Origin of the sequence: Kitasatospora sp. NPDC001540, from assembly GCF_042894345.1 — a bacterium.
GTDB lineage: Bacteria > Actinomycetota > Actinomycetes > Streptomycetales > Streptomycetaceae > Kitasatospora > Kitasatospora phosalacinea_C.
Map to the genome: position 1 here is coordinate 99,493 of NZ_JBIAVO010000013.1, position 23,378 is coordinate 122,870.

Genomic DNA, 23,378 nt, shown 5'->3' on the forward strand with positions numbered 1-23,378 from the left:
GGGAAGTTGATGTGACAACACCGCTGGTCGCGGTAGTCTCGGCGGCATGACGGAGATTCGATCGCTGGAGCCTGCGGAATGGGAGCTCTGGGACGCCTGGATGCGCGCGCAGCGCCTGCTCGCCAGGGAGCTGGAGCGCGGTCTGCAGCGTGACTGCGACATCTCGAAGGCCGAGTTCAGCGTGCTGGTGACGCTGTGGCGGGCCGCCGACCGCGAGCTGCGGGTCGGCGAACTCGCCGAGGCGCTCGACTGGGACAAGGGCCGCGTCTCGCACCAGCTGACGCGCATGGAGAAACGCGGCTTCGTCCGGCGCACCCGGTACGGCGCCGACGGCCGCCGCGCGGGGATCGGGCTGACCCCCGAGGGCCGCCGCGCCGCCGAGGGCGCCGTCCTCGTGCACGGCGCCAACATCCGCCGCCACTTCCTGGACCCGCTCACCCCCGAGCAGGCCTCGGTCGTCCGGGCGTGGAGCGAGCAGACCCTCGATCGCCTGGAGCCGCACCGCGCCGACGCCGACGACAGCGCGTCCTAGGGTGGGCCGGTGGACATTCGGGTGATCGTGCTCAACGGCGGTTCCAGCAGCGGCAAGACCAGTCTCGCGCGGGCGCTCCAGGGCCTCCTGCCGGAGCCCTGGCTGCTCTTCGGCATCGACGGTCTGATCGACGCGCTGCCCCCGTCCGGCACCGGCACCGGTCCCGGCACCGGCACCGGCACCGGTCCCGGCCTCGACCTCGCCGCGGACGGCACCGTCTCCGTCGGCGACGGCTTCCGCGCCCTGGAGGCCGCCTGGGCCGCCGGGGTCGCCGCCACCGTCCGGGCCGGCGCACCGGTCGTGGTCGACGACGTGTTCCTCGGCGGCCCCGCCTCCCAGCAGCGCTGGCGGGAAGCCCTGGCGGGTCTGGACGTGCTCTGGGTCGGCGTCCGTTGCGACCCCGCCGAGGCCGCCGCCCGCGAGCGCGCCCGCGGTGACCGCACCACCGGCATGGCCGTCGACCAGGCCGTCCGCGTGCACCGGGGCGTCCACTACGACCTGGAGGTCGACACCACCCGCACCCCGCCCGTCGACTGCGCCCGCGCCGTGGCGCGGTTCGTGGCGCTCAGTCGAAGCGGCGGGTCGCGGTGATCCCGCCGTCCACCGGCAGGGTCACGCCCGTCACGTACGAGGCGCGGTCGCTGAGCAGCCAGGCCGCGGCCTGCGCGACCTCCTCCGCCCGGGCCGGACGCCCCAGCGGGGTCGAGCGGGCCACCAGGTCGGCGAAGGGCGCGCCGAGCGCGAAGAACTGCTCGGTGCCCGGCGTGCGCACCACGCCCGGCGCCACCGCGTTGACCCGGATGCCGAGCGGCGCGTAGTCGGCCACCGCCGCCCGCACCAGGCCGGTCAGCCCGTGCTTCGCGGCCTGCTGCACCCCGTCGCCGAACCCGCCGACCAGCGCCCCCACGCCCGAGTTCACCACGACCGCCCCGCCCCGGCCGCCCGCCACCAGCGCGGCGAGCTGGGCCCGCAGGCACAGCCAGGTGCCGCGCAGGTTCAGCGCGTGGACGGCGTCCCAGTCGTCCTCGGCCCGCTCGCCCAGCGGTACGGGCGGCAGGCCGTTGCCCGCGTTGTCGAACGCCGCGTCCAGTCGGCCGTACGCGTCCAGCGCGGCGTCCACCAGCAGGTCCGCACCCGCCGCGGTGGTCAGGTCCACGGCCACCGCCACCGCCCGCGCCCCGCCCGCCCGCAGCTCGGCGGCCAGCGCTCCCACCTCGTCCCGGCTCCGGGCGGCCAGCACCAGCGCCGCCCCCTCCCGCGCGAACAGCCGCGCGGCCGCGGCGCCGATGCCGCGTCCCGCGCCGGTGACGATCGTGACCTTGTCCTCGAGAAGACCCATGCCGGAGAGGGTGCCGCCCCCGGCCCGCCCCCACCAGCGGCCACCCCGACCGGGGACCGCCGGTCCGGGACCGGCCGGGTCCCGGCTCCGGTGGTCAGCCGGGACCTGGTGGGTCCTGGTTGCGCGGTGGGGGGTGTGGCAGGGTGGCGCGCATGTCCGAGACTCCGTTGGGGGCGTTCCTGCGCGCCCGTCGCGCCCGCTTGGCGCCGTCCGAGGTCGGCCTGGCCGGAGGCGGGCGGCGCCGGACGCCCGGGCTGCGGCGGGAGGAGGTCGCGGCCCGGGCCGGGATCTCGCCGGACTACTACGCCCGGCTGGAGCAGGGGCGCCAGCGCGTGCCGACCGGGCCGGTGCTGGACGGGATCGCGGACGCCCTGCACCTGGCCGACGCCGAGCGGGCCTACCTGCACCGGCTGGCGGGCGGGCGCCCCGCCCGGGAGCGGGAACGGGAACGGGAGCGGGAACGGGAGGGCGAGCGGGCGGCCCCGCCCGCCGTCTCGGCGAGCACCCTGGCGCTGCTGGACACCCTGGACGCCGCGCCGGCGTTCGTCACCGGCCCGACCTTCGACCTGCTGGCCTGGAACCGGCCCGCCGCCCTGCTGATGGCCGAGCCCGCCCGGCGGCCCCCGCACGAGCGCAACCTGCTCTGGCAGGTGTTCTGCTGCCCGTACGGCTCGCGCAGCGCCGACAACCACGCCCCGGACCGCTCGATCGGCGCCGACCTGGTCGCCTCGCTGCGGGTGCACCACGCCGACCGCCCGGCCGACCGGGCGCTGGCCGACCTGGTCGGCCGGTTCTCCGCCGCCAGTCCGGCCTTCGCCGCGCTCTGGTCGCAGCACCGGGCGGGCCCGCCGGGCCCCGGCCGCCTGCACGTGCGCCACCCCGCCCTGGACACCGAGGTGCTGGAGTACACCGTGCTGGCCCTCCCCGAGCCCGGCCGGTACGTCTTCGCCTGCCTGGCCCCGCCCGGCAGCCGGGCCCGCGAGGCCTTCGCCGCGGCGCACCGCACCGGGGAGCCGGTCGCGCCGTCCCCCGGGCGGTCCTGAACCGCCCCGTCGCGCACCGGCGGCGGGGGCCGTCAGCCGCCGAGGGGTGCCAGGGCGCGGCACCAGGCGTGCAGGCGGTCGGGGGAGAGGCCGGGGACGAGGGCGGCCAGGTCGGTGATCCGCCGCTCCAGGGTGCCCGGGCCGGTCAGCACCCAGTCGACCGCGTCGAAGTCCGGGTCGCCCCGGCTCGGCCGCGGGTCGATGGCCACCAGGCGGCCGCCGGGGCCGGAGAGGACGTTGGACGGGTGCAGGTCGCCGTGCACCAGGGCGACCGGGCCGTCGGCGGCCAGCTCCAGGGCCGCCGCCCGGTGCGCGGCCAGGCCGGTGCGGCCGCGGCGCTCGGCGAGGTCGAAGACGAGGCCGACCCGGTGGGCCAGCGGCCGGAGCACCGACCCGGCGGTGGGCGCCACGGGGGTGCGCAAGTCCCTTAGCAGGGAGGCGAGTTCGGGCAGCCGCCAGCCGAGCTGCCGCACCGGCGTGCCGGGCAGGACGTCCGCCAGCAGCAGGGCCCCGGCGGGGAGGTCCGCCGCCAGCAGCGGGACGACCGAGGGCACGGACGCCCAGCCGCGCAGCGCCTCGGCCTCCTCGCGGGCGATCGCGGGCTCCGGCGTCAGCTTCAGCCACACCACCGCCCCGTCGTCCTCCCGCACGCAGCGGAACACCCGGGACGTCCCGCCGCCGCCCGCCGAGGCGACCTCCAGGCCCCAGTGACCGGCCAACTCGCGCACCAGGTAGGGGAGTTCATCGCACCAGCCGACCACCGAGGCCCCGAACCGGACGGCGAACCGCTCCCGGACCTCCGGCGGTACCCGCACCAGTTCTCCCATCGCGCCATCCTACGGACCGGCTGGCCCCGGCCTGTCGGTGGGCACCGCTAGCCTGCGGGACGCCGACATCCCGCCGAACCCGCCGAGGCCCACATGACCGTCCGCTTCGAAGCCGAATGGTGCCACCACGAACTCGGCCCCTACCGGGAGTGCGCGTACACCTACGAGCTCTACCCGTACGACACGCTGCCCCCGCTGGACCCGGGCCTGTTCACCGGCTCCTTCGACTGGCTCGGCGGCCCGAGCGGGGAGCCGGTGCCGGAGTCGTCGGCGGCCGAACTCGCCCGACTGGAACGGGCGGTGGCCGAGCTCGGGCTGGCGCTGCCGACGGACTTCCTGACCTACCACCGCGACGGGCGGCTGCTCTGGTCGCTCGACGAGGTGGCGCCGGCCGGCAACTGGACCGACCTCTCGGGCCCGCTGCCCAGCCCGGTCGAGCCCGGCGCGTACCTGGTCCGCTTCTTCCGCGACCAGCAGGACTGCGTGATCTGGTACCTCTACCTGCGGCCCGGCGGGAAGTGCTTCGTGGTGCACTCCTGGAACGAGTACGAGAACGACTACGAACGGCTGGCCGAGGGCGAGCTGACCGAGGAGGAGATGGCGGACCCGGAGGCGATCCGCTGGTGCGCCGCCTCGTTCGAGGAGTTCGCCCACCGCTACTGGGTGGAGAGCCGGATCTGCCTGGACTTCACGAACGGCGACGGCCCCACCGACCCCCGGCTGCTGGCGTACCTCGCGCACTACGCGCGGCAGCGGCCGGGGGCTTGACGGGAGGTCAGTGCGCGCCCACCGAGGTGATCTTGACGACGGCGCGCCCCTCCTCGTCCGAGCCGTAGAGGTCGACCTCGGCGGAGATGCCCCAGTCGTGGTCGCCGTTCGGGTCGTCGAAGATCTGCCGGACCCGCCACAGGCCCTCGTCCTCGACCTCCTCGATCAGCAGCATCTTCGGGCCGCGCGCGTTCGGGCCGGTGAACAGGTCGTCGTACTCCTCCCAGTACCCGTCCATCGCGTCGGCCCAGCGGTCGGCGTCCCAGCCGTCCTCGCCGTCCAGCGCGGCCAGCTCGTCGTAGTGCTCCAGGGCGCACAGCTCGACCCGGCGGAACAGCTCGTTGCGGACCAGGACGCGGAAGGCCCGGGCGTTGGCCGTGACCGGGGCGGGCTTGTCGTCCAGGCGGACCTCGCCGGCCTCCGGCTCGGTCGGGTTGGCCAGCGCCTCCCACTCGTCCAGCAGCGAGGAGTCGACCTGGCGGACCAGCTCGCCCAGCCAGGCGATGACGTCCTTCAGGTCGTCGGTCTTGATGTCGTCCGGGACGGTCTGCTCCAGCGCCTTGAACGCGCCCGCCAGGTAGCGCAGCACGATGCCCTCGGTGCGGGCCAGCTCGTAGAAGCCCACGTAGTCGGTGAAGGTCATCGCGCGCTCGTACAGGTCGCGCACCACGGACTTCGGCCGCAGCGGGTGGTCGCCGATCCACGGGTGCGCCCGGCGGTACACCTCGTACGCGTGGCCGAGCTGCTCCTCCAGCGGTTTCGGGTAGCTGATCTCCTGGAGCCGGTTCATCCGCTCCTCGTACTCGACGCCGTCGCGCTTCATCTCCGCCACGGCCTCGCCGCGCGCCTTGTTCTCCTGCGAGGCGAGGATCTGCCGCGGGTCGTCGAGCGTCGCCTCGACCACCGAGACCACGTCCAGGGCGTACGAGGGCGACTCCGGGTCGAGCAGGTCGAAGGCGGCCAGCGCGAAGGTGGACAGCGGCTGGTTGAGCGCGAAGTTCTCCTGCAGGTCGAGGGTCAGGCGCGCGATGCGGCCCTCGGCGTCCGGCTCGTCGAACTGCTCGACCACGCCGCCCTCCCGCAGCGAGCGGTAGATGGCGATCGCGGCGCGGATGTGGCGGCGCTGCGCCGGGCGGTCCTCGTGGTTGTCGGTCAGCAGCTTGCGCATCGCCTCGAAGGCGTTGCCCGGGCGGCCGATCACCGACAGCAGCATCGCGTGGCTGACCTTGAACCGGGAGACCAGCGGCTCCGGGTCGGCCCCGATCAGGCGCTCGAAGGTCTCCTCCGTCCAGGAGACGAAGCCGTCCGGGGCCTTCTTGCGGACCACCTTCTTGCGCTTCTTCGGGTCGTCCCCGGCCTTGGCCAGCGCCCGGTCGTTCTCCACCACGTGCTCCGGCGCCTGCGCCACCACCTGGCCGACGGTGTCGAACCCGGCCCGGCCCGCCCGTCCGGCGATCTGGTGGAACTCGCGGGCCCGCAGGATCCGCACCCGCTGCCCGTCGTACTTGGACAGCGCCGTGAACAGCACCGTGCGGATCGGCACGTTGACGCCCACGCCGAGCGTGTCGGTGCCGCAGATCACCTTCAGCAGGCCCGCCTGCGCCAGGCGCTCCACCAGGCGGCGGTACTTGGGCAGCATGCCCGCGTGGTGCACGCCGATGCCGTGCCGCACGTACCGGGAGAGGTTGCGGCCGAACTTGGTGGTGAAGCGGAAGTTGCCGATCAGCGAGGCGATCGCGTCCTTCTCCTGCTTCGTGCACATGTTGATGCTCATCAGCGACTGCGCCCGCTCCACCGCCTCCTTCTGGGTGAAGTGGACGACGTACACCGGCGCCTGGCCGGTGTTCAGCAGCTCCTCCAGCGTGTCGTGCAGGTTGGTGCGCCGGTACTCGTAGAACAGCGGCACCGGGCGGGTCGCCGAGCGCACCACGGTGGTCGGGCGGCCGGTGCGGCGGGTCAGGTCCTCCTCGAAGCGGCGCACGTCGCCGAGGGTCGCCGACATCAGCAGGAACTGCACCTGCGGCAGCTCCAGGATCGGGATCTGCCAGGCCCAGCCGCGGTCCGGCTCGGCGTAGAAGTGGAACTCGTCCATCACGACCTGGCCGATGTCGGCGCGCGGGCCGTCGTGCAGGGCGATCTGCGCCAGCACCTCGGCGGTGCAGCAGATGATCGGCGCGGTCGGGTTCACCGAGGCGTCGCCGGTCATCATGCCGACCTGCTCGGTGCCGAAGACCTTGCACAGGTCGAAGAACTTCTCCGACACCAGCGCCTTGATCGGCGCGGTGTAGAACGTCCGCTTGCCCTCGGCCAGCGCGGCGAAGTGCGCGCCCGCCGCGACCAGGGACTTGCCGGAGCCGGTCGGCGTCGCCAGGATCACGTTGTTCCCGGAGACCAGCTCGATCAGCGCCTCCTCCTGGGCGGGGTAGAGGGTGATGCCGCGCTCCGACGCCCACTCGGCGAAGGTCTCGAACAGCGAGTCGGGCGTGGCGGGCTTCGGCATCAGGTCCAGGAGGGTCACCCCGCTATCTTGCCCGTCCGGGATCACCGCGGGCAAAGCTCGCCCCCCGCGCCGTCCCCGCGCCGCCGTCCCGCCCCGCGCTCCGGCCGAACGAGTGGTTGCCCCCGGCGTCCGTGAGATCACGCTCCGTGACGGAGATGATGCGGATCGACCGCCCACGAACGGACGAGGGCGGCGCGAACGCACGGAAGGACACCCATGATCCGCACGCGCATCCTCGGCCCGGGCCTCGGCCTGGCCGCGGCCCTGCTGGCCGTCGGGGCGGGCCCCGCCGCCGCCCTCGAACCGGAGACCGTCACCGCCGTCGGCTCCCCGGGCGGGGTCGAGGTCATCTGCCCGCAGGGCCTGACCCCCGGCGACACCCACGTCACCAACGGCGACGGCTCCCCGCTCGGTCTCGGCCAGCGCCTGCGCATGACCGCGACCGAGGGCGGCCGGGGCGTCGCCGTCTGGATCGCCCCCTACGACGGCTCCCCGCCGCCGCCGGAGAGCATCGCGCTCACCGTCAGCTGCACCTGCTGACCGGTTCCCCGACGTCCTGGGCCGGCTCCGCCGCCCTCACGGGCAGGTGACCACCTGGCCGGCCCAGGACAGGCCGCCGCCGAACGCGAACAGCAGCACCCGGGCGCCGGAGCGCAGCTCGCCGCGCTCCACCAGCTTCGCCAGCGCCAGCGGGACGGACGCCGCCGAGGTGTTGCCGGAGTCCACCACGTCCCGGGCGATCACCGCGTCCTCGGACAGGCCCAGCTTCTGCACCAGCGACTCGATGATCCGCAGGTTCGCCTGGTGGGTCACCACCCCGTCCAGCTCAGCCGGGCTCAACCCGGCCGCCCGGCACGCCTGTTCGGCCAGCGCGGGCAGCTCGGTCGTCGCCCACCGGAACACCGCCTGGCCGTCCTGCTCGAACTGCGGGTGCCACTCGTCCAGCAGCCGCACCGCACTCGCCCGCGACGGGTCCGAACCCCAGACCACCGGGCCGATCCCGCTCTCCGCGCCCTCCGTCGCCGACAGCACCGCCGCGCCCGCGCCGTCGCCCAGCAGGATGCAGCTGCGCCGGTCCGTCCAGTCGACCAGGTCCGACATCTTCTCCGCGCCGATCACCAGCGCGTGCTTCGCCCCGCCCGCCAGCAGCGAGTGGCTCGCCACCGACAGCGAGGTGCAGAACCCGGCGCACCCGTTGTTCAGGTCGAACGCCACCGCCGACGGGATGCCCAGCCGCCCCGCGACCTGCGCCGCGATCGACGGGCAGCGGTCCACCGCGCTGCAGGTGGCCACCGTGACCTGCCCGATGTCCGCCGGGTCCAGCCCCGACGCCGCCAGCGCCTTCGCGGCCGCCCCCGCCGCCAGGTCGGTCACCGACTCCTCCGCCGCGGCGATCCGCCGGGTCACGATCCCGGTCCGCCGCCGGATCCACTCGTCGTTGGTGTCCACCATCGTCGCCAACTCGTCGTTGGTGAGCACCCGGGCGGGCTGGTGGTGACCGAGAGCGGTGATCCGGACTCCGGGCATGACGTTCCCCTTCCGCAGCGGCCCCGGCCGGTGCCGGGGCAACGGCCCGGAATATAGCAACCGACCGGTCGGAAGCTAAACGGTGGGCCGCTGCCGACGAGGCCGTCCGCGGTCCGTCGACTCGTGACCCGTCCCGGCGAAGTCTCACCGGTCTCGGCAGAGTTCGACCGATCGGTGGTCGCCCCACGGAAGTCCGACCGTCCGGTCCACGGCGATGTCCGGGACGTCCGGGTGCCGGAAGCCGGCCCGGGTGCCGGGCGGCGGTGTCATCCTGGCCTCACCTGCGCCGACCAGCGGCGGAACCGGAACACGGTGGGCGGTTGTCCACGTCAGTACGCACACGTGATGCCCTGTGCGGAATGATCACGCACAAGAACGCCCGGCGGCCTGTGCGGCGGCCTACGGGGCGGGGATTCCCGGACGACGGAGAGGGGAGACCATGGCGGTCGTCCTGACAGGTAGCCAGGCAGCCTACGGCGCAGGATCCAGCCTGCTGGCGGGTGAGCCACCGGCCCCGGGGGAGAACCCCGGCGGGGAGGGGCTGGTGGGGCTGGTCGTCGCGGTCCTGGAGAGGGTGGGCTGGACCGCTGGCCTGGGAGCGCTGGGAGTGCTGGCCTTCCTCGCCGGGGGCGCGTGGATGTGGGGCCGGGCACCGAAGGCCGCCGGCCAGGAGAGGCGCCGGGTGCGCTAGCCGGGTGCGCCAGGGTCCGTCTTCAAACCCCCGTCGCAGCCCTGCGGCGTCTGGTGCGTGATCTCGTCGGACCGGTCGAACTTCGGTGGGACGGGTCGGCTGGCGAGGCACGGCGCCCCAAGGCAGCGGCGACCGGCCTGGAGGGAAATCACGGTCCGCGCGGCGGGCGCTGCGGCACAATCCCAGGATGATCGGCAACCGGATCACCCATCGCACGGCGGACGGCGTCCGCATACCCGGAACCTGGCGCCACGCCTTCATCCGCAACGGCGGCCACCACTTCCTCACCGACCTGTTCATCTACGCCGACGGGCTCATCGACTGCTGGGGCCTGGTCACCCTAGAAGAGCTCGAGGAGAAGCTGCGCACCGGCTGGGTGGCCACCAGCTTCCCCGAAGGCGGTGACGCCTCCGCGCACGGTCTTGCGGGCTGGAAGTTCGGCGAGCCGAAGAGCTGGGTCACGCCCGACCTACTCGTCGCCGAAGTCCGCGACACCATCGACCAGTTGAACGGCCGACCCGATTCGACCGGCCGTTGTCTGGCCGCCGTCGACGCCTTCCTCGCCGACCGGACCGAGGAGAACCGGGCCGCGGCCCGCGCCGCGTTCCTCGCGATCCCGGAGACCCAGCGCCGTTACGCGCTGGGCGACATGGACAGCAAGGACCGGCCGCTACGCGTCCTGGTGGCCGGCCCCGGCGGCCGGACCTACCTGCCGTTCGACGGCACCGTCACGCAGGAGGCCTACGACAGCGCCCTCGGGTACTTCGAGGAGCGGGCCCGCTGGAAGGCCGAGCGGTCCGGGCGTGCTCCCGCGGACGGGCCGGTGATCTCGCACGCCCCGGCGGTCCACCTCGCGCAGACGTTCCCGGAGGAGCCGGTGGACGACCCCGGCAAGATCGGCCTGCGCCACGACCACCCCGCCCCGATCACGGTCGCCGACACCGACTACCCCTCCGTCACCCACGCCTACTGGGCCCTGTCGGTCGCCGAGCCCGAGGCCCGGCACGCGATCGCGACGGCACAGAACGCCGCCGCGGCACGCAGGCTCGCGGCCCGGGCCCCTCGCCGCGAGGGCTGGGAGCAGGCCCGGACGGCCGTCATGGCGGCGCTCCTGCGCGCCAAGTACGACCAGCACCCCGAACTGGCCGAAGTCCTGCTCGCGACGGACGACGCCACCGTGCTCTACGACGACATGAACTCGGGTTTCTGGGGCGACAACGCAGGCCGGGGCCGCAACTGGTCAGGACGCCTCCTCGAACTCGTCCGCTCCGAACTGCAGGCCCGGCGCGCCGGAGTAACCGGAGCAGCCGGAATAGCCGGAGCAGCCGGAGTGTGAGCGGGCCGGGAACGCGGTCGCGTCGAACCGGTCGACGTGCCGCTTGGCGGCCGGGGTGCCGTTCCCCCGGTTCGTCAGGCGCCCCAGCGGGCGACGACGGCTTCGGCGACGTCGAAGGGCGTGCCGCACTCCGCGCACCTGGCCGTGCCGAAGACGTAGGTCAGCTTGTGCGCGAGGTCGGGGTGGCCGTCCGCGAGGAGACGCTCGTGCAGTCGGCCGGCCAGGCCCCGCAGCTCCGAAGGATCCCGCGGCTGGAGGGGGAACTGCTTGGCGGGGGTGCGGAGCACGTACAGGTGGTCGGTGGTCGAGAAGTAGCCGTGCTCGCCGAAGACGATCGAGTTCTCGGTCTCGCACGCGGGGCAGGGCAGTTCGTACTCCTCGCCGTTGAGGCCGTCGATCTGCTCGCCCCAGACCTCGACCCCCTCGAAGGTGAGCAGCGTTCCCAGCAGCGAGACGTAGTCGCGGGGGTCCCCGGCCAGCCCGGGATCCCGCAGGGCCTCCTCGGTGAGTTCCCGCATCGCGGCGATCTCCGCGGAGCGGGACACGTGGGGGTCCTCCCCGCCGTCGGGCCGGTCGGTGGCGGCGACGATGGCGCCGGCCAGGTAGAGCGGCTGCCGTCGCTCCGCCGGCGACCAGCGCCGGGCCGCGTCGGCCAGGGCGGGGAGCGCCGCGTAGCTGGCCGGGAAGACCGCGCCCTGGTGGCACAGGGCGGACCACAGCTTGTTCCAGCAGGGATCACACGGGTCCGGGCTCATGGCGTCCAGGAGGCCGGGGATGTCCTGGGCGGTGCCGTACGCGTGCTCGAGTGAGGACCAGTCCGTCATGCGACGGATTCAAGCACCTGACGGGGAGGCAGCCGCAGGCCTGGACGAGGCCTCCTCGAACCGGTCGCGGCCACGGCACCCGCCGTCGCCCGCCGGGAACCACCGGCGGCGGCCCCAGCCCCTGATCACGCGGCCGGGCGGACGAAGCGCAGCCGACAACGCCGTTGAGGCTCCTCGGCGCCGGAGCTCCGCTCCGCGAGGTGCCAGCCGGCCGCCTCGATCCGGCTGATGTACAGGGCGAGGTTCTCGTCGGGATGCACGGGGTGGAGCCGGATGTTCCGAACGTGCTCGGCGTCATCTCGCTGGAAGCAGCGCAGGGCGTAACTGTCCACGGGGCTCAGACCGGAGGGAACACGTCGATCCATCCGCCGATTGTAGGCGGCACCGCCGGTGCGGTGGCCGTGTCGGCGACGAGGCCTGGGGTGTGCGGTGCCGTGGACGCCGCTGATCTCGACCGCCGGACCCGGACCTCGTCGGGCTGCACCCCTTCCTCGCCGGTGACCGGACTCGTGGAGCTCGGCCACGAGCGGGAGGTGGAGTTCCAGGCCGGGCGCGGGGAGTGGTTCTGCGCGCTGGAGCGGGCACGGCTGCTCGGCGACCGGCGGCAGTACCAGCAGGCGCCGGACGTGCTCGATCCGCACGTCGCGACAGGTTGGTGGCCGGCCGCCGAGGCCCGGGCCGAGGGGGAGTCGGCCACCAGCGGGCGTCGGCGGCGCGGAAGCGGCGCCACTCCCCGGCGACGGCCGTGGCCCGAGGCGGCGGACGGCTCCCGGGCCGCCGAACCGTCGTCCTGATGCCCGGTCACCGGCGCCGGGCCACCGGGGAAACCCGGCTGCGGGGGCGGGGGCGGTGGGGCTAGCGTGGCGGTTTCGCGGAGCGCGGGGGAGGGGTGCGCGGTGCTGGTCATGCCCGGGCGGCGGACGTCGACGATGGAGTTGCTGGCGGTCGAGGCGGCGGGCCGGGGCATGCCGGTCAGGGCGGCGGAGGAGCCGGTCCCGGCCGGGCCCGCGTACTGGTACGGGGGGCCGGTCGCGGGGGCGCGGCTGGCGGGGCGGCTCGGGTTCGCGCTGCTGGAGCCGACGGACGGCTGGCTCGCCGAGCTGCCGGAGGAGTTCACCGGCCGCCGGGTCCGGCTGGGGACCGTCGCGGACGCGTGGGCGATCGACCGGCCGACGTTCGTCAAGCCGCCCCGGGACAAGTCCTTCCCCGCCGAGGTCCACACCGACGGGTCCCGGCTGTCCGCCGCCCTGGACCCGGCGACGCCGGTGCTGCTGTCCGAGGTGGTGACCTTCGCGGCCGAGTACCGGCTGTTCCTGCTGGACGGCCGGATCGCCGCGGCGAGCCGGTACGCGGTGTTCGGCCGGCTCGACCCCCGCCCGCTCGGCGCGGACCGCGCGGACCGGGCCGTCGCCGCGCAGCTCGCGGAGTTCACCGACCGGCTGGCCGCCGCGGCCGGGCCCACGCTGCCGAGCGCCGTCGTGGTGGACGTCGGGCAGCTGCTCGACCCGTACCGCCCGGGCCACCGCTGGGCCGTGGTGGAGGCCAACATGGCGTGGTTCTCGCACGCCTACGCGGCCGACCCGGCCCGGGTGCTGGACGTGGTCCTGCGCGCGGCGGGCCCGCGGGAGCACGTGCGACCGCGGGACGCGGCGTTCGAGCGGCGCTGATCCGCGCGGTACGACGGACGGCGGGGCCCGTCCCGGTGGCCCGGCGGGGCTCAGGTGGTCCCGCGCCGGGCGGCGGCCGCCGCCTCCAGCAGGAGCCAGCCGTCGACCTCGACCGCCGACGGGCCGTCGGGGTGCCAGCCGCGGGCCGTCGCCGCGTCCAGCAGGGCCCGGACGGTGCCCGGTTCGTGCAGGTTCAGCGAACTGCCGTGGACGTCGCCCACGTCCCCCGAGCCCAGCGGGAAGCCGCCCGGGACGTAGCTGCCGGGGCGTTCGGCGAAGACGACGCGCAGGGGGCCGCCGCTGCGGGCCGGCTGCGGGTGCAGGGTGAGCGTTTCGCGGCAGCCCGCGGACCGGTCGCCGTCCGGGGAGCGGTGGCTGTGCCGGAGGGTCCACAGGTACACGCGTCCTTCGACGACCAGGCGGCGGGGCTGCTTCGGATGACGGGGCACGGGGCCGAGGGTACGCGGCGCGGCCCGGACCGGTGGGTGTTCCCGGGGCGGATCACTCGCACACGCGCGCCGCACCGGGCCGCCGGGCGATCGAGGCCGAGGTCACCGGTCCCACGGGCGGGACGCCGAGGAGAGCGGCCCCCGACGGGGCGACCGGCCTGGTCTTGCGCCGTGACCGACCGAAGCCAGGCGTTCGACGCCCTCGACTTGCTGGCCCACCTGCACTCGGTCCACCCCTGGGACCCCGGGCCGACCCCCGTCCTCGCCGACGGGATCTCCCTCGTCCACCTGCCGGAGCCGCCGGAGCTCCCGGAGCCCTGGCCCGCCGAGGCGGTCGGCCGGCTCGACCGCACCGCGGAGCTGCCCGAAGCGGCCTGGCTCAGGATCACCGGGCCGCTGGAGACCGGTGCGGGTCCCGGCCCGTCGAACGGAGCAGGGCCGTCACCGGAGCACGGAGCCCGCGTCGTCGCTCCGGGCCGGGTAGACGGTCACGATCGAGCCGACGGCGTCGCCGGGGCGGCGGGCCTGTCGGAGCGCGCCCCTACGATCACGGCATGCCCGATGCCTTCACCGTCCTGTGGACCCACGAAACCTGCCGCGCGCTGCGCAGGGCGGGGCGGGTGGGACAGCGTCCGACCGTCGCCTACAGCGGGATCCACGCCTCCCTGCCGCCCTGGTCGGGAGCCTCGACGGGGGACGAGGTGTACGCGCTGCACGTGAACCGGTGCGAGGTCTTCGTGGTCAGCCGGATGCGGGTGCTCGGCCCGGCGCGGGGCGACTGCTGCGAGGGCACCCCGACCGGCGGCACCGGCCACGACGACTGGTGGATGCTCGGCGCGGGCGGCTGCGGCGCGACGCCCGTGCACGTGGACGGCACGCCCGTGGGCTTCGACACCCGGGTGCCCGGCGAGCTCCTGGAACGGCTGACCTGGCGCAACCGGCGCGGACGCACCAGGGGGCTGAAGCACGTGGTGGACGGTCGACTCGAACGCTCCGTCGGCCTGCAGGGGTTCTACCGGCTGACCGCCGAGTCGGCCGACGAGCTGGCGGCCCTCCTGGACGCAGCCGGTGCGGCCGCGACGGGCGGGGGCGGGAAGGGGCTTGCGGGGCGGGGGATCGCGGTGCCAGGCTCCGGGGCGTGAAGAGGATCGAGTCCGACACCCTCCGGTGACCGCCCCCGGAACGCGGGGCCGCGTCCCGCTGTACGAGCACGCGCTGCGACTGCACCGGGCGGCCCCCGACAGTCCGCTCCCGCGGACGGTGCCGCTGCCGGACGAGGAGCGGTACCGGCGGGCCCAGCAGCGGCGCGGGGCAGGGCCGGAGCCCGCGGGCGCCCGGGTCGCCGCCCTGCTGGAGCGGCGTCTCGCCCGGCCGCTGACCCCGGCCGCGCTCCGGCGGCCGGCCTGCGCGCTCGCGCAGCTGCCGGTGCCGCGGTGGCCCGACCCGGCGATCGGCGCGCTGGCCCGGTGCCACCCGCCCGGGCTGCTGCGGGCGGTCGGCCGCCGACTGGTGCGGCACGGCACCGAACGGGACGCGGTGGCGGCCGGGCTGCTGCTGCTCGTCGAGACCGCCACCGAGCGGGAGGCGCCACTGATCCGGACCGTCGGCCTGCTCGGCGAGCCGTTCGGCGGCCTGCCCGCGTACGCGCTGGAGCGCCTGCGGACACCGGCGGCGGTACCGGCCCTGATCTGGCTCGCCGAACGGACCACCGGCATCGACCGCACGTACTGCGTCCACGCGCTGAACCGGCTGGCCGCGCCCCGGGCCCACTACCCGTGGCGCTCCGGCCCCCACCCGCTGGCCGCGCCCGACCGGCCCGCCGACCCGCGGGCCGTCCACTGGCTGCGCCGACGGGCCGCCGACGAGGGCGACTTCACCGGCTGCTTCGCGGGCGAGACGCTGGTCGCCGCCGCCGTCGGCCGGGCGATCGCCGACCCGCACGCCGACCCCGAGACCGTCGACCAGACCGGGCGGCTGCTGCGCGCCACCGCCGAGAGCCACGGCATGGGCGCCACCCTCGCCGACCTCGACGACGCCGACCACCTGCTCACCCACTACGCCCGCCACGTCGTCCGCCTCGCCCCCGGCACCGACCGCTACCGCTCCGTCCTGACCCTGGCCGCCCACCTCACCGAGCACCCGGAGGACGGCCGGGACGCGGTCCGCGAACAGCTGACCGCGCTCCTGCGCGGCCCCGGCTGGCCCGCGCACCTGGCCGCCCTGCGGACCCACCCGCGCGGCAACCTCGCGGGCTGGGCGACCCTGAAGGCCCGCCGCACCGGCCTGCTCCCGGACGGGCCCGGGCCGGGGGACCGCCGTGCCGCCGACGGCCCCGGGGGGTGTGTGACAGTGGGCCTGCGGCAGGGACGGGGAACGGCGCGAGGAGGATCCGTGAGCAGTGGTGTCGTCCTGGAGGGGGCGCTGACCCGGCTGGTGCCGACCGGCGAGGGGGACCTGGAGCTGTTGGCCGGGTGGTTCGCCGACCCCGGGTTCGTGGAGCACTGGGGCGGGGTGCCGCTGTCGCGCGCGGAGGTCGCCGCGAAGTACCTGGGGCGGCGGCGCCCGCGGGTGGAGTCCTTCCTGGTGCTCGACGGGAGCGGGCCGGTCGGCTACGCCCAGTACTGGCGGGCCGGGCCGGAGGGCGGCGGCATCGACCTGGTGCTGCGGCCGCAGGACCGGGGCCGCGGGCTCGGTCCGGACGCCGCGCGGGCGCTGCTGGCCCACCTGGGCGGGGAGTCGGGGTGGCGGCGGGTGACCGTCGACCCGGCGGCGGCGAACGTCCGGGCCGTGCGGGCCTGGGAGAAGGCCGGGTTCCGCAAGACGGGGGAGCCGTCGGTGGACGGGAACCTGCTGATGGAGCACCGCCCCGCGGAACGCCGGACGGGCGCGCCGCCCGCGTAGGATTCCGGACCTGGGCGCGGAACGCGCGCAGCGGACGCGCCCGGACGGGACCGAGCACGGAGGAGGAGCGATGAGCCCGCGCAGCACCATGGCCGAGGCCCGCCGGACCCGGGCCCGGATCATCGACCGGAGCGTGGCCCTCGCCTCGGTCGACGGACTGGAGGGCCTGACCATCGGACGGCTGGCCGGGGACCTCGGCCTGTCCAAGGCGGGCGTGCTCGGCCACTTCGGCACCAAGGAGGCCCTCCAACTGGCCACCCTGGAACGGGCCTCCACCCTCTTCACCGCCCTGGTCTGGGACCCGGCGGCGGCCGCCGAACCGGGCCTGCGCCGCCTGCGGGCGGTCTGCCAGAGCTGGATCGACTACCTGGAGCACGCCAGCGAGGTCTTCCCCGGCGGCTGCCTGTTCACCACCGCCGCCGTCGAGTTCGACGCCCACGACGGCCCGGTCCGCCGCAACGTCGCCCGGCTGCTGATGGTCTGGCGCCGCCGCCTGGCCGGTGAGGTCCGGCTCGCCGTCGAGGCCGGGGAACTGCCCGCCGACACCGACCCCGAGCAGGTCGTCCACGAGCTCACCGGCATCTACCTGGCCCTCAACCAGGCCCTGCAACTGCTCCGCGACCCGCTCGCCGCCACCCGCACCCGCCGCGCCCTGGACCGCCTGCTGCCCGTCTGACCGTTTCATCCCCGCCGGACCGATTTATTCCCCGCTCCCGCGTGGCAACCGGCCATCCGCCGCGGAACTCCTAGTCTCAACGGTCTACAGCGCTACCGCGCTCTTCCCGCTGCGCCTTTGCGCCTCCGAGCCGAGGAGTACGGCCATGAGTCGTGTCGTCAGGGCCGCCCTGTTCCAGACCGCGTGGACGGGCGACAAGGAAACCATGCTCGCCGCCGCCGAACGCGCCGCGCGGGACGCCGCCGCGCAGGGCGCGCAGGTCATCGGGTTCCAGGAGGTGTTCAACGCCCCGTACTTCTGCCAGGTGCAGCAACCCGAGCACTACGCCTGGGCCGAACCCGTCCCCGACGGGCCCACGGTGCGCCGGATGCAGGCGCTGGCCCGGGAGTTGGGGATCGTGGTGGTCGCGCCGGTGTACGAGATCGAGAGGCCCGGCTTCTACTACAACACCGCCGCCGTGATCGACGCCGACGGCAGCTACCTGGGCAAGTACCGCAAGCACCACATCCCGCAGGTGCACGGCTTCTGGGAGAAGTACTACTTCAAGCCCGGCAACCTGGGCTGGCCGGTGTTCGACACCGCCGTCGGCAAGGTCGGCGTCTACATCTGCTACGACCGGCACTTCCCGGAGGGCTGGCGGGCACTCGGCCTGGCCGGGGCCGAGATCGTCTACAACCCGTCGGCGACCAGCCGCGGCCTGTCCGGGTACCTGTGGCAGCTGGAGCAGCCCGCCGCCGCCGTCGCCAACGAGTACTTCGTCGCCGCGATCAACCGGGTCGGCGTCGAGGAGTACGGCGACGACGACTTCTACGGCACCAGCTACTTCGTCGACCCGCGCGGCCAGTTCGTCGGCGAGGTCGCCTCCGACAAGAGCGAGGAACTCGTCGTCCGCGACCTCGACCTGGGCATGATCGACGAGGTCCGCCAGCAGTGGGCGTTCTACCGGGACCGGCGCCCGGACGCCTACGGCCCGCTGACCGAGGGCTGAGCGCGGTGGCCCGCACCCTGATCACCGGCGGCCTGGTGATCACCGCCGCCGAGGAGACGCCCGCCGACGTGCTGGTCGAGGACGGCCGGGTCGTCGCGCTCGCCCGGCACGGCAGCCAGCAGTGGAGCGCCGACCAGGTGTTCGACGCGAGCGGGAGGTACGTCGTCCCCGGCGGCGTCGACGCGCACACCCACATGGAGATGCCCTTCGGCGGCACCCGCGCCTCCGACACCTTCGCCACCGGCACCCGCGCCGCCGCCTGGGGCGGCACCACCACCATCGTCGACTTCGCCATCCAGACCCGCGGCTCCTCGCTGCGCGCCGGGCTCGACGACTGGCACGCCAAGGCCGACGGCAACTGCGCGGTCGACTACGCCTTCCACATGATCGTCTCGGACGTCAACGAGTCGGTGCTGCGCGAGATGCCCGGCCTGGTCGGCGAGGGCGTCACCTCGTTCAAGCTGTTCATGGCCTACCCCGGCGTCTTCTACTCCGACGACGGACAGATCCTGCGCGCCATGCAGCAGGCCGCCGAGGTCGGCGCGCTCACCATGGTGCACGCCGAGAACGGCCCCGCCATCGACGTCCTGGTCGAACAGGCCCTGGCCCGCGGCGAGACCGACCCGCGCCACCACGGCGAGGTCCGCCGGGCCCTGCTGGAGGCCGAGGCCACCCACCGCGCGATCCAGCTCGCCCGGGTCGCCGGGGCGCCGCTGTACGTGGTGCACGTCTCCGCCCGCGAGGCGCTCGCCGAACTCGCCGCCGCCCGCGACCTCGGACTGCCCGTCTTCGGCGAGACCTGCCCGCAGTACCTGTTCCTCTCCACCGACAACCTCGCCGAACCCGGCTTCGAGGGCGCCAAGTACGTCTGCTCCACCCCGCTGCGCCCCAAGGACCACCAGGCGGCCCTGTGGCGCGGCCTGCGCACCGACGACCTGCAGGTGGTCTCCACCGACCACTGCCCGTTCTGCTTCCAGGGCCAGAAGGAGCTGGGCGTCGGCGACTTCTCGAAGATCCCCAACGGCCTGCCCGGCGTCGAGCACCGGATGGACCTGCTGCACCAGGCCGTGGTCGAGGGCCGGATCAGCCGCCGCCGCTGGATCGACCTCGCCTGCGCCGCCCCCGCCCGGATGTTCGGCCTCCACCCGCGCAAGGGCACCATCACCCCCGGCTCCGACGCCGACCTGGTCATCTACGACCCGCACGCCGTGCAGACCCTCTCCGCCGCCACCCACCACATGAACGTCGACTACTCGGCGTACGAGGGCCGCACCGTCACCGGGAAGGTCGAGACCGTGCTCTCCCGCGGCGAGGTCCTGCTCGACCGCGGCGACTACCTCGGCCGCCCCGGCCACGGCGCCTTCCTGCCCCGCTCCGCCTGCCAGTACCTCTGACCCCCTTCGAGGAGCCCCGCGTGGACTTCGGACTCGTCCTGCAGACCGACCCGCCCGCCGCGAAGGTCGTCGAACTGATGCGCCGCGCCGAACGGGCCGGCTTCAGCCACGGCTGGACCTTCGACTCCGCCGTGCTCTGGCAGGAGCCCTTCGTCATCCACAGCCGCATCCTGGAGCACACCGAACGCCTCCGGGTCGGCCCGATGGTCACCAACCCCGGCACCCGCACCTGGGAGGTCACCGCCTCCACCTTCGCCACCCTCAACGACATGTACGGCAACCGGACGGTCTGCGGCATCGGCCGCGGCGACTCCGCGATGCGGGTCGCCGGGCGCCGCCCCAACACGCTCGCCCGGCTCGGCGCCGCCATCGACGCCATCCGCGACCTCGCCGAGGGGCGGGAGGCCGAGGTCGACGGCAACCCGGTCCGGATCCCCTGGATCAAGGACGGCCGACTGCCCGTCTGGATGGCCGCCTACGGGCCGAAGGCGCTCGCCCTCGCCGGGCGCAAGGCCGACGGGTTCATCCTCCAGCTCGCCGACCCGTACCTCACCGAGTGGATGGTCAAGGCCGTCCGCCGGGCCGCCGAGGAAGCCGGACGCGACCCCGCCGCCGTCACCGTCTGCGTCGCCGCCCCCGCCTACGTCGGCGAGGACCTCGACCACGCCCGCGAGCAGTGCCGCTGGTTCGGCGGCATGGTCGGCAACCACGTCGCCGACCTGGTCGCCAGGTACGGCGAGCACTCCGACCTCGTCCCCGAAGAACTCACCGCCTACGTCAAGGACCGCCACGGCTACGACTACAGCCACCACGGCCGGGCCGGGAACCCCTCCACCGACTTCGTCCCCGACGCCGTCGTCGACCGCTTCTGCCTGCTCGGCCCCGCCGCCGCGCACGTCGAGAAGCTGCGCGTGCTACGGGAGTTGGGCGTCGACCAGTTCGCGGTGTACGCGATGCACGACGCGCGGGAGGCCACCATCGACGCGTACGGGGAGCAGGTCATTCCGGCGCTGGCCTGAGCTGCCGCCCGAGGGGTGGTCGCGGCGCACGCGGGTGGCGGTCGGCATCGGCGGTGGGTGTGGCATCGGCGGTGGGGGCGGCTCCGGGCGGTGGTCAGCGCACGCGGGTGGCGATGGCGGAGCGGACCCGGCCGGAGGCCGAGACAGTCACCTCCAGCAGCCGGGTGCCGGCGGTGTCCGGCGGTCGGAAGGCGAGCAGCCGGGAGCCGTCCGGGCCCGGGGCGGCGACGGTGGGGCTGGGCGCACCGGCGGCCAGGTCGGGGAACCAGGTCTTGGCGAACTCCGTTCCGACGTGCCGGAGTTCGTCCTCCGAGCGCGGGCCGCCTCCGGCCGCCTCCGGGGCGGTGAACTCGACGGAGACCAAGCGGCCGGAGCCCGCCTCGAACCGGAACCGGCCCCGGTCGGTGACCGCCTCGGTCAGCGGGAAGACCGAGTGCGCGGTGTCGGTCACCGGCGAGGTCCGCTCTAGCCGGTCACCCGGGCCGAACAGCCCCGCCATCAGATACTGCGCCGGGGCGCGGACGTCCGTGACGTCCGGACGGGGCGGGGTGTGGCCCGCGGGACCGTACAGCGGGACGTACAGCCACACCACCAGCGCGACGGCCGCCAGACCGCCACCGGCGGTGGTCAGCGCGCCCAGCGCGTCCCGGCGCGGGGCGAACGACCGCCACGGGGAGGCCGCTCGCCCCGCCACCGCCAGGACGGCCGCGGCCAGGACGGTGCCCAGCAGCGCTCCCGAGGAGTTGTCGAGCAGGTCGGCGGCGTCGCAGAGGCGGCCCGTCCGCAGTACGGTCTGCAGCACCTCGGTCGTGGCGGAGAGCAGCACGCACCCGGCCAGTACGGACAGCGGCCGCCGGAACACCCACACGCCGAGCGCCGCCAGCGGTACGTACAGGGCCAGGTTCAGTGCCCCCTGCAGGCCGTGCGCCACCCCCCAGCCGCCCGTACCGAACACGCAGTTCGGCTCCCCGAAGGACCCGCCGGTGGTCGGCGCCAGCGTCACCGCCAACTCGCCCGCCAGCGCCACGCCCCACAGCACCGGTCCGAGCGGCGGCCGCCCCCACCGCCGGGCCAGCCGGAACGCCACCGCCCCGAACAGCACGCCGAGCACGGCGAAGGCCGGGAACAGCAGCGGTGCGGCGGACAGCGAGACCTCGAGCATCGGCCCTCCGGAAGGGGTGGCGGTGGCAGCGCCGGAGGCCCGGGCCCCCGTGGACGGCCGTCAGCGTACGACCGGACGCGTCGGCCCGGCAAACCGCCTTCTCCTGGGCGGGGGAACGGAGTTGAGTGCGCGTCAGTTCGCGGAGAAGGCGGCCGCGTTCTCGACCGCCCACTGGTGGAAGGTGCGTTCCGGGGTGCCGAGCAGGCTGCGGGTGGTGTCGCCGACGGTCGCGGGGCCCGCGGTGGCGGCGGACCAGTAGGACAGCAGCGAGCCGACCATCGGGGCGGGCATGAAGCGGGACAGCTGGCGCTCCGCCTCGGCCCGGCTGATCGTCCGCACCGGCACCTCCCGGCCCAGCACCTCGGCCAGCACACCGACCTGCGCGCGCAGGGTCAGCGACTGGCCGCCGGTGAGCGTGACGGCGCGGCCGCGCAGCCCCGGGCGGGTGGCGTTGGTCGGGGTGGTGCCGGTCGGGGTGGTGCCGGTCGGAGCGTCGTCGGTCAGTGCGGCGACTGCGACGTCGGCGATGTCCGCCGGGTGGATCGGCGCCAAGTGCGCCTCCGGGTAGGGGAGTTCGACCGGGAGACCGGCGCCGATCGGCCGGGCCCAGCCGAGCGCGTTGCTGGCGAAGGCGTCCGCCCGCAGCAGGGTGGCGCTCAGGCCGGAGGCGGTGAGGGCGCGCTCGACCGCCAGATTGTGCGCGCCCAGCGGGTCGCTCTCGGCGTCCGGCGCCAGCACCGAGGCGGAGGACAGCAGCACCACGTGCTCCACGCCCGCCGCCTCCGCGGCCGCGACGAACGCGTCGACGCCCGCGGGCTCCGGGTACAGGAACACCTGCCGGACGCCCGCCAGCGCGGCGGCGAAGGTGTCGGGCCGGTTCAGCACCAGCTCCACCCTCGGCACCCCCGCCGGGACGGCGAGCTCGGCGGGACGGGCGCTGGCGGCGCGGACGGGACGCCCGGCGGCGTGCAGCTGCTGCAGGACGGCGCGGCCGACCTGGCCGCGTGCGCCGGTGACGAGAACGGTCATGGGAACCCCCGGGAAGAGATGGTGGACGGGGCGGCGGATGCGCCGCCCTGCACATGCATGCTGTCATGCATCTAATTGCTGGGCAACATCTTTCTGTGCCCACCCATGCAGTTGTCCCGGCCCACGCACCTACCATGGGCGCATGACGAAGAACGAGGAACACTGGCCGCACCCCACGGCCGACGAGCTGCTGGACGCCGTCGGCCCCGCCTTCGGCAAGCTGCGCCGCACCTCGCTGCTGGACGTCGAGCACCCCATCTCCGCCAAGGACCTCAGCCGCACCCTGGTGCTCAACCTCGTCCTGGAGCACACCCGCGACTCCGAGGCCGAGGTCACCGTCGGCGCGATCGCCGAACTCCTCGCCGTCGACCCCTCCGTCGCCAGCCGGATGGTCACCGACAACATCAAGGCCGGCTACCTGCTCCGCGCCGCCTCCCAGCACGACGGCCGCCGCACCGTCCTGCACCTCAGCCCCCAGGGCGCCGAGTTGATGGCCCGCTTCCGCCGCCACCAGCGCTCCGCGTTCGAGTACATCACCGCCGACTGGACCGACACCGAACGCCTCGACTTCGCCCGCCTGATGCTCAAGTACGTCGACTCCCTGGACCGGTTGAAGGACCGCCCGAAGGACCGCCCGGAAGATCGGGGCCGCGACGGCGCCGACCGCTGACTTCTTCCGGCGCGTTCGGAGCCGGTCCGCCGCCGG

24 protein-coding genes are annotated in these 23,378 nt (G+C 74.8%); 15 read left to right on the forward strand and 9 right to left on the reverse strand.

The window, feature by feature from the left end; all coding sequences use genetic code 11:
* The first annotated feature begins 46 nt into the window (after window positions 1-46).
* Together ACFY00_RS17790 and cpt are read left to right on the forward strand one after the other, a co-directional pair.
* Window positions 47-532 carry a MarR family winged helix-turn-helix transcriptional regulator gene (locus ACFY00_RS17790; protein ID WP_388032418.1) on the forward strand — a complete coding sequence of 162 codons (486 nt, stop codon included), beginning with the start codon at window positions 47-49 and terminating at the stop codon, window positions 530-532.
* A gap of 9 nt (window positions 533-541) precedes the next feature.
* Window positions 542-1,123: a chloramphenicol phosphotransferase CPT gene (cpt, locus tag ACFY00_RS17795; protein WP_388032419.1), complete on the forward strand. Its 582-nt coding sequence runs from the start codon at window positions 542-544 to the stop codon at window positions 1,121-1,123.
* Here the strand turns inward: cpt and ACFY00_RS17800 are convergent.
* Entirely contained in the window at window positions 1,098-1,871 is a 774-nt protein-coding gene (locus tag ACFY00_RS17800; protein ID WP_388032420.1) for an SDR family NAD(P)-dependent oxidoreductase, read from the reverse strand. The genes cpt and ACFY00_RS17800 overlap by 26 nt on opposite strands.
* A gap of 152 nt (window positions 1,872-2,023) precedes the next feature.
* Between ACFY00_RS17800 and ACFY00_RS17805 the strand changes: the two genes are divergently transcribed.
* Window positions 2,024-2,914, forward strand: a complete 891-nt coding sequence (locus tag ACFY00_RS17805; RefSeq protein ID WP_388032421.1) for a helix-turn-helix transcriptional regulator — start codon at window positions 2,024-2,026, stop codon at window positions 2,912-2,914.
* Window positions 2,915-2,946: 32 nt separating this feature from the next.
* On the opposite strand, the gene ACFY00_RS17810 is transcribed toward ACFY00_RS17805, so the two are convergent.
* Window positions 2,947-3,741: an aminoglycoside phosphotransferase family protein gene (locus ACFY00_RS17810; RefSeq protein WP_388032422.1), complete on the reverse strand. Its 795-nt coding sequence runs from the start codon at window positions 3,739-3,741 to the stop codon at window positions 2,947-2,949.
* 93 nt (window positions 3,742-3,834) lie between these two features.
* On the opposite strand from ACFY00_RS17810, the gene ACFY00_RS17815 reads away from it, so the two are divergent.
* Window positions 3,835-4,509: a hypothetical protein gene (locus ACFY00_RS17815; protein ID WP_388032423.1), complete on the forward strand. Its 675-nt coding sequence runs from the start codon at window positions 3,835-3,837 to the stop codon at window positions 4,507-4,509.
* Between the two features lie 7 nt (window positions 4,510-4,516).
* Here the strand turns inward: ACFY00_RS17815 and ACFY00_RS17820 are convergent, their stop codons facing one another.
* Complete coding sequence (locus tag ACFY00_RS17820) at window positions 4,517-7,027, reverse strand: DEAD/DEAH box helicase (protein ID WP_388032424.1); 2,511 nt, start codon at window positions 7,025-7,027, stop codon at window positions 4,517-4,519.
* A gap of 198 nt (window positions 7,028-7,225) precedes the next feature.
* Here ACFY00_RS17820 and ACFY00_RS17825 point away from each other — a divergent pair, with 198 nt between their 5' ends.
* Entirely contained in the window at window positions 7,226-7,549 is a 324-nt protein-coding gene (locus ACFY00_RS17825) for a hypothetical protein (RefSeq protein WP_388032425.1), read from the forward strand.
* A 36-nt stretch (window positions 7,550-7,585) separates the two neighbouring features.
* Here ACFY00_RS17825 and ACFY00_RS17830 read toward each other — a convergent pair whose 3' ends face one another.
* Entirely contained in the window at window positions 7,586-8,536 is a 951-nt protein-coding gene (locus ACFY00_RS17830) for a beta-ketoacyl-ACP synthase III (RefSeq protein WP_388032426.1), read from the reverse strand.
* Between the two features lie 878 nt (window positions 8,537-9,414).
* On the opposite strand from ACFY00_RS17830, the gene ACFY00_RS17835 reads away from it, so the two are divergent.
* Window positions 9,415-10,563: an NADAR domain-containing protein gene (locus ACFY00_RS17835; RefSeq protein WP_388032427.1), complete on the forward strand. Its 1,149-nt coding sequence runs from the start codon at window positions 9,415-9,417 to the stop codon at window positions 10,561-10,563.
* 74 nt (window positions 10,564-10,637) lie between these two features.
* Here the strand turns inward: ACFY00_RS17835 and ACFY00_RS17840 are convergent, their stop codons facing one another.
* Both ACFY00_RS17840 and ACFY00_RS17845 read right to left on the reverse strand, forming a co-directional pair.
* Window positions 10,638-11,387 (reverse strand): hypothetical protein, encoded by a 750-nt coding sequence (locus ACFY00_RS17840; protein ID WP_388032428.1) that lies wholly within the window; start codon window positions 11,385-11,387, stop codon window positions 10,638-10,640.
* A gap of 125 nt (window positions 11,388-11,512) precedes the next feature.
* The gene (locus ACFY00_RS17845) at window positions 11,513-11,752 is read right to left on the reverse strand and encodes a hypothetical protein (RefSeq protein ID WP_388032429.1); all 240 of its coding nucleotides are present in this window, start codon (window positions 11,750-11,752) and stop codon (window positions 11,513-11,515) included.
* A 132-nt stretch (window positions 11,753-11,884) separates the two neighbouring features.
* Between ACFY00_RS17845 and ACFY00_RS17850 the strand changes: the two genes are divergently transcribed.
* Together ACFY00_RS17850 and ACFY00_RS17855 are read left to right on the forward strand one after the other, a co-directional pair.
* Entirely contained in the window at window positions 11,885-12,181 is a 297-nt protein-coding gene (locus ACFY00_RS17850; protein WP_388032430.1) for a hypothetical protein, read from the forward strand.
* A gap of 135 nt (window positions 12,182-12,316) precedes the next feature.
* Window positions 12,317-13,054, forward strand: coding sequence for an ATP-grasp domain-containing protein (locus ACFY00_RS17855; protein ID WP_388032503.1), 738 nt, complete (start codon window positions 12,317-12,319; stop codon window positions 13,052-13,054).
* Between the two features lie 50 nt (window positions 13,055-13,104).
* Here ACFY00_RS17855 and ACFY00_RS17860 read toward each other — a convergent pair whose 3' ends face one another.
* Complete coding sequence (locus ACFY00_RS17860; protein WP_388032431.1) at window positions 13,105-13,503, reverse strand: hypothetical protein; 399 nt, start codon at window positions 13,501-13,503, stop codon at window positions 13,105-13,107.
* Window positions 13,504-14,057: 554 nt separating this feature from the next.
* Here ACFY00_RS17860 and ACFY00_RS17865 point away from each other — a divergent pair.
* The 6 genes from ACFY00_RS17865 to ACFY00_RS17890 all read left to right on the forward strand — a co-directional run bounded on the left by ACFY00_RS17865 (window position 14,058) and on the right by ACFY00_RS17890 (window position 20,481).
* A complete protein-coding gene (locus ACFY00_RS17865) occupies window positions 14,058-14,645 on the forward strand; it encodes a hypothetical protein (RefSeq protein WP_388032432.1) in 588 nt (195 codons plus the stop codon).
* A 1,249-nt stretch (window positions 14,646-15,894) separates the two neighbouring features.
* Window positions 15,895-16,404 carry a GNAT family N-acetyltransferase gene (locus tag ACFY00_RS17870; protein ID WP_388032504.1) on the forward strand — a complete coding sequence of 170 codons (510 nt, stop codon included), beginning with the start codon at window positions 15,895-15,897 and terminating at the stop codon, window positions 16,402-16,404.
* 70 nt (window positions 16,405-16,474) lie between these two features.
* Window positions 16,475-17,080 carry a TetR/AcrR family transcriptional regulator gene (locus tag ACFY00_RS17875; RefSeq protein ID WP_388032433.1) on the forward strand — a complete coding sequence of 202 codons (606 nt, stop codon included), beginning with the start codon at window positions 16,475-16,477 and terminating at the stop codon, window positions 17,078-17,080.
* Between the two features lie 145 nt (window positions 17,081-17,225).
* Window positions 17,226-18,068 (forward strand): nitrilase-related carbon-nitrogen hydrolase, encoded by an 843-nt coding sequence (locus ACFY00_RS17880; protein WP_388032434.1) that lies wholly within the window; start codon window positions 17,226-17,228, stop codon window positions 18,066-18,068.
* Between the two features lie 5 nt (window positions 18,069-18,073).
* Window positions 18,074-19,462 carry a dihydropyrimidinase gene (gene hydA / locus ACFY00_RS17885; protein WP_388032435.1) on the forward strand — a complete coding sequence of 463 codons (1,389 nt, stop codon included), beginning with the start codon at window positions 18,074-18,076 and terminating at the stop codon, window positions 19,460-19,462.
* A gap of 20 nt (window positions 19,463-19,482) precedes the next feature.
* Window positions 19,483-20,481: a TIGR03842 family LLM class F420-dependent oxidoreductase gene (locus ACFY00_RS17890; RefSeq protein WP_388032436.1), complete on the forward strand. Its 999-nt coding sequence runs from the start codon at window positions 19,483-19,485 to the stop codon at window positions 20,479-20,481.
* 94 nt (window positions 20,482-20,575) lie between these two features.
* Here the strand turns inward: ACFY00_RS17890 and ACFY00_RS17895 are convergent, their stop codons facing one another.
* Both ACFY00_RS17895 and ACFY00_RS17900 read right to left on the reverse strand, forming a co-directional pair.
* Entirely contained in the window at window positions 20,576-21,643 is a 1,068-nt protein-coding gene (locus ACFY00_RS17895; protein WP_388032437.1) for a VanZ family protein, read from the reverse strand.
* A 132-nt stretch (window positions 21,644-21,775) separates the two neighbouring features.
* Complete coding sequence (locus tag ACFY00_RS17900) at window positions 21,776-22,672, reverse strand: SDR family oxidoreductase (protein WP_388032438.1); 897 nt, start codon at window positions 22,670-22,672, stop codon at window positions 21,776-21,778.
* 142 nt (window positions 22,673-22,814) lie between these two features.
* On the opposite strand from ACFY00_RS17900, the gene ACFY00_RS17905 reads away from it, so the two are divergent.
* A complete protein-coding gene (locus ACFY00_RS17905; RefSeq protein ID WP_388032439.1) occupies window positions 22,815-23,342 on the forward strand; it encodes a MarR family winged helix-turn-helix transcriptional regulator in 528 nt (175 codons plus the stop codon).
* Window positions 23,343-23,378: the final 36 nt, after the last annotated feature.